The sequence below is a fragment of the Mycobacterium sp. genome, from assembly GCF_049683355.1.
In the GTDB taxonomy this organism is placed as follows: Bacteria; Actinomycetota; Actinomycetes; order Mycobacteriales; family Mycobacteriaceae; genus Mycobacterium.
This window is the reverse complement of record NZ_JBAUJB010000359.1, coordinates 1-4940: the sequence shown is the minus strand read 5'-3', so window position 1 is coordinate 4940 and position 4940 is coordinate 1. Positions and strand designations below refer to the sequence as shown.

The following is a 4940-nucleotide window of genomic DNA, read 5'->3' as shown; positions in this document are numbered from 1 at the left end:
AGCGCAACGCATTCGTCGTGCGTGAGGCGACGATGCCGGTGCTCTCACCGGGATCGTCGCCGTTGAAGGTCCTGCACATCAGTGACATCCACATGCGGCCGAGTCAGCGGCGCAAGCAGGCGTGGCTGCGCGAGCTCGCCGGCTGGAATCCGGATTTCGTCGTCAACACCGGCGACAATCTCTCCCACCCCAAGGCCGTGCCCGCGGTGGTGCAGGCCCTCGGTGATCTGCTGTCGGTGCCCGGCGTGTTCGTCTTCGGCAGCAACGACTACTTCGCCCCGAAGTTGAAGAACCCGGCGAACTACCTGACCAATCCTGGCCACCGGATCCACGGGGAACCGCTGCCGTGGCAGGACCTGCGCGCGGCGTTCACCGAGCGCGGCTGGCTGGACATGACGCACACCCGCCGCGAGTTCGAGGTGGCCGGCCTCTACATCGCCGCCGCCGGGGTCGACGACCCGCACCTGTCCCGGGATCGTTACGCCACCATCGCCGGGCCGGCGAACGCCACCGCGAACCTGACGTTGGGCCTGACCCACTCCCCCGAGCCGCGGGTGCTGGACCGCTTCGCCGCCGACGGTTACCAGCTGGTGATGGCGGGCCACACGCACGGCGGTCAGCTGTGCGTGCCGTTCTACGGCGCGATCGTCACCAACTGTGAACTCGACCGGTCGCGGGCCAAGGGTCCGTCCCGGTGGGGCGCGCACACCCAGTTGCACGTCTCGGCGGGAATCGGCACCTCACCGTTCGCCCCGCTGCGGTTCTGCTGCCGCCCGGAGGCGACGTTGCTGACGCTGATCGCGGCCCCCACCGGAGGCTCGGACGCCCGGTCACGGGCAGGACAGTCGTATCCGACCGTCGCGGCACGGTGAGCGCGTCGGCCCTGTCCGCCCGCTGCAGCCGCTCACGTTCCTGGGTGGACAGCGCAGTGCGGCTCATCGGGGCCGACACCAAGCGCAGTGCTGACACCCACCTGCTGCGCTACCCGCTGCCGTCGAGCTGGACCAAGGACGTCGACGTCTCGCTCTATCTCAAGGACGAGACCACCCACATCACCGGCAGCCTCAAGCACCGGCTGGCCCGGTCACTGTTCCTCTACGGGCTGTGCAACGGCTGGATCGACCAGAAGACCACCGTCATCGAGGCCTCGTCGGGCTCCACGGCGGTCTCGGAGGCGTACTTCGCAGCGCTGCTGGGGTTGCCGTTCATCGCGGTGATGCCGGCGTCGACGAGTGCGACGAAGATTGCGCTGATCGAATCTCAAGGCGGCCGTTGTCATTTCGTCGCCGAGTCGACACAGATGTATGCCGAGGCGCAGCGGCTGGCCGCCGAGACCGGCGGGCACTACCTCGACCAGTTCACCAACGCCGAACGTGCCACCGACTGGCGCGGCAACAACAACATCGCCGAGTCGATCTTCGAGCAGTTGGGCGAGGAGACACATCCGGTGCCGGAGTGGATCGTGGTGGGCGCGGGCACCGGCGGGACGAGCGCCACGATCGGCCGCTACATCCGGTACCGCTGCCACCCCACCCGGCTGTGTGTCGTGGATCCGGAGAACTCCGCGTTCTTCCCCTCCTACGAGAGCGGCGACGCCGACGTCGTCACCGGAGTGTCGTCCCGCATCGAAGGCATCGGACGACCGCGCGTCGAGCCGTCGTTCCTACCGCATGTCGTGGACCGGATGCTGTCGGTGCCCGACGCTGCGTCGGTGGCGGCCGCCCATCACGTCAGCCGGGTACTCGGCCGCCGGGTCGGGCCGTCGACGGGAACCAACATCTGGGGTGCTTTCGAACTGCTGGCCGAGATGGCGGCCGAGGGCCGCAGCGGCTCGGTGGTCACGCTCCTCGCCGACAGCGGCGACCGGTACGCCGACACCTACTTCTGCGACGAATGGCTGACCAGCCACGGGCTCGACCCGTCTGCCTCGGCTGATGTGCTGGCCGAGTTCGAACGATCGGGACGGTGGCCGCGGTCGTCGGCGCCGCGAGACAGCGGCCCGTCGGACGTCAGGAACAGCCACAGCGCCGCGAACGCGAAGAAGCCCAGGTAGATCGATGCGCCTAACCCCGTCATCGCACACCTCGTTTCGTTCGGTTCTGTCTGTCAGTGTGCATAACGCCACCGACAACCCAGATCCATCCCTCGGCGTGTCGCACCGGCTCTAGGCGTTTGGCTTGAACCCTGGCCAGTGCGATACGCTGTCGTGGCTTCACGCGGGGTGTGGCGCAGCTTGGTAGCGTGCTTCGTTCGGGACGAAGAGGTCGTGGGTTCGAATCCCGCCACCCCGACTCGTGTTGGTGCAGAGGCCCTGATCCGTAGTTCGGTTCAGGGCTTTCTTGCTGTCCAGGTCCCCGCCAGAGCGGCCGAAATTGGTGCATAGCCAGCCCCGCTGGCTGCACTAATCTTGCCGCCATGGAAGTCGACCCGGAAATTCTGCGCGCCTTCGCCGGGCAGGTCGACAACACCGCGGGACTGATCCGCGACGCCGACGTCGGAACCACAGTCGCCACCGCGGCTGACGGCCTGGACGGGTCGGCCACCCAGTGGGCGGCGCGGCTCGTCGGCGCCCACGTCACCGAGATCGTCGACCAGATCGCCTCCAACGTCGCCGACATGGGCACCGCAGTGCGCGGTGCGGCAAACAGCTACGAGGTGACCGACACCGACCTGGCAGACAGCTTCGAGGGAATCTTCTGACCCGTGCTGCCTTCTCGTTCCCGGCTGGAGCGCTGGAATCCCGATTCTCTGGCCTTCTCCGGACAAGCGGTCCAGGACAGCGGCCGAGCTGTCGCCGACGCGGTGACCATGATGAGCCACAACATCGACACCATGCCCGAGACCAGAGCGTGGTCCGGTGACGCGCACACCGCGGCGACCAAGATGTTCGGACGCGCAGCGGATGCGGCGAACGCCTTGGCGGCTTACACCAAGGACGTCGGCTCGGCCTTTCGGGACGGCGCCGGCACCATCGGCGTAGCACGAACCGCGTTGTTGAACAAGGCCGACGAGATCGACATGACCGGTCAATTGCACGTCAGCGATCAGTGGGTGGTCCTGATCACCGGCGCTGCGATGACCCCCGAACAAGCCGCCGCGCTGGAGCGACGCGCACAAGCCGAACAGATCGCCGTCAACACACTGCTGCTGGCGGTGGGCGCTGCAGACGACGAGACCGCCGCCGCAGTGAACGGCGCCGCCGCGGAGCATGGATTCCAAGCGCCCGATCCGACCGGACTGGACAACCTCCTCCCCGGAGTGCCGAGACCCAGTGACGAAGTGCCCAGTCCGGCCGCGGCGACCGGACTGCTGCAGCAGGCCATGCGGCGTGACATCGACATGTCGCAAACAATCAGGGATACGGCAGTGGAGGTCGACGGTGACATCACCACCACAACGCACACCATGCAAGATGGCAGCAGGCAAGTGGTGACCGAGGACAACGAGTACCAGTGGGATCGTGGCCCCACCCTGCGCGTCACCCAATACGACAAAGATGGGAACTTCTTGTCGCAGACCAGCACTGTCACATGGAAGGACTCAACGACCTATTCGCTCCGAGGTGCCACCACCACGAGTACACGGCTCGCAGACGGCACACTGCTGGAGACCCATCAGTGGCCGAACGGCAGGGCCGAAGCCAAGGTCTACACACCCGATGGGCGGGAAGGCGACATCCCGATTGAGATACTCAGCAATCCCCCTACGGCCATCGCGGGCGGCGCTCTCACCGGTTTGGAGCGATACGTCGGACAGGGTGGGTCCGTCCCGAGACTGAGCGCGGAAGCACTCGAGAATGTCGGTGTAGGAGCGAAGTTCGCCGGACCCGCAGTCGGGGTCGCTGAGATGTTGTTCAATGTCGCCGGCGCGCAAAGTGCTTTTGAGCGATGCGTCGACACCTACACCGGTGTCGGCTCAGTCGCGGGTGGGTTCGCACCTTTGCTCGTTCCTGGCGCAGGTTGGATTACGGCTGGCATCATGTCGATCGGTGGCTCGCAAGTTGTCGGCGCATTCGGCACCTTTCTCGGAAACCAGTTCTGCTCGCGATGACGAAAGCCCGCGATGCCGCCTTGTTCGCTTTTCTCAGCGCATGCGTAATTATGTTCGCGTGGTGGGGTATTGGGGCCATCACCGATGGGAATCCCTTCTCCGCAGTGATCGCATTCCTCTTCAGCAGCGCGTTCCTTTTCTTCGCGGTCCAGTGGGCGGTCATGAGATGGATGGCTCACCCGCGGGCCGCGTGCAGTCTTGCTGGGACGACCATTCGGCCGAGAAGACTATTCGATGCGCTTTCCCTGATCTGGATCGGTAGCGCCACCTTTGGCGCCCTGCTCTATATCGCTGTTTCATTCTTCGAGGTCGTCGACATACCCACATACCGGTCATCCTTGGCTTGGGCGATGGTCTTCATCCTCGTGGCAGGCGCGGCAACGCTGTGGCGCATGATCGCTCACGGCGGCGACTGCTATCTGCGCTTGACCCCGAGCTGTTGCGAGGTGTGGAACGGGCCGTGGCTGGCATTCCGGCGTGCCAAGTGGGAGGACATCGAGCAGATTCTGGACCACCCGGTGCGTCGCAAACTCCGCGGCAGAGAGTTGATCGTGCTGGTGCTGCCCGAGGGCAGAAGCGCCACCCTTCTCTCAGATTGTGTCACCGGCAACAGCGAGGCGTTGCGGGAGTGGGTGCGCTTCTACTGGCAGCACCCTGAATTCCGCGACGAGCTCGTCGACGGCCGCGGCCTGCAGCGTCTCGACGACGAGAAGTTCACCATCGATTGACATTGACGCGGCGTGCACGCGCAGCCTCCATGTCGTCTGCGATGAAACCCTCGATGAAACTCCGCAGCATGTCTGCGCTCAGCGGCTCGGCGTGGCCGTCGAAGTCGTAGATGTAGTCCCCGTCGCCGCTGACCTGCACCCACTGCAGGATTCGACTCTGCG

Annotated in this window: 4 protein-coding genes, 1 tRNA gene and 1 pseudogene; all 6 read left to right on the top strand. The window is 65.6% G+C overall.

From position 1 onward, the window contains the following. Nucleotides 1–872 (top strand): metallophosphoesterase (locus WA944_RS20720; protein ID WP_526647300.1); only part of this gene is annotated, 872 nt, incomplete at its 5' end. Further along, nucleotides 869–1969 (top strand): annotated as a pseudogene (gene cds1 / locus WA944_RS20715) (L-cysteine desulfhydrase Cds1); the annotation flags it as partial. The gene WA944_RS20720 and the pseudogene cds1, both read left to right, overlap by 4 nt. A 248-nt stretch (nucleotides 1970–2217) precedes the next feature. Further along, nucleotides 2218–2291 (top strand) — tRNA-Pro (locus WA944_RS20710). A 124-nt stretch (nucleotides 2292–2415) separates the two neighbouring features. After that, nucleotides 2416–2700 carry a type VII secretion target gene (locus tag WA944_RS20705; RefSeq protein ID WP_526375870.1) on the top strand — a complete coding sequence of 95 codons (285 nt, stop codon included), beginning with the start codon at nucleotides 2416–2418 and terminating at the stop codon, nucleotides 2698–2700. Nucleotides 2701–2994: 294 nt separating this feature from the next. Further along, entirely contained in the window at nucleotides 2995–4050 is a 1056-nt protein-coding gene (locus WA944_RS20700) for a hypothetical protein (protein ID WP_526647299.1), read from the top strand. Continuing rightward, the gene (locus tag WA944_RS20695) at nucleotides 4047–4778 is read left to right on the top strand and encodes a hypothetical protein (protein WP_526647298.1); all 732 of its coding nucleotides are present in this window, start codon (nucleotides 4047–4049) and stop codon (nucleotides 4776–4778) included. The genes WA944_RS20700 and WA944_RS20695 overlap by 4 nt, the downstream gene beginning before the upstream one ends. Nucleotides 4779–4940: the final 162 nt, after the last annotated feature.

What these genes read in the sequence shown, in the direction of transcription:
- WA944_RS20705 (WP_526375870.1), top strand. Translation starts at nt 2,416, where the DNA reads ATGGAAGTCGACCCGGAAATTCTGCGCGCCTTCGCCGGGCAGGTCGAC.
- WA944_RS20695 (WP_526647298.1), top strand. Translation starts at nt 4,047, where the DNA reads ATGACGAAAGCCCGCGATGCCGCCTTGTTCGCTTTTCTCAGCGCATGC.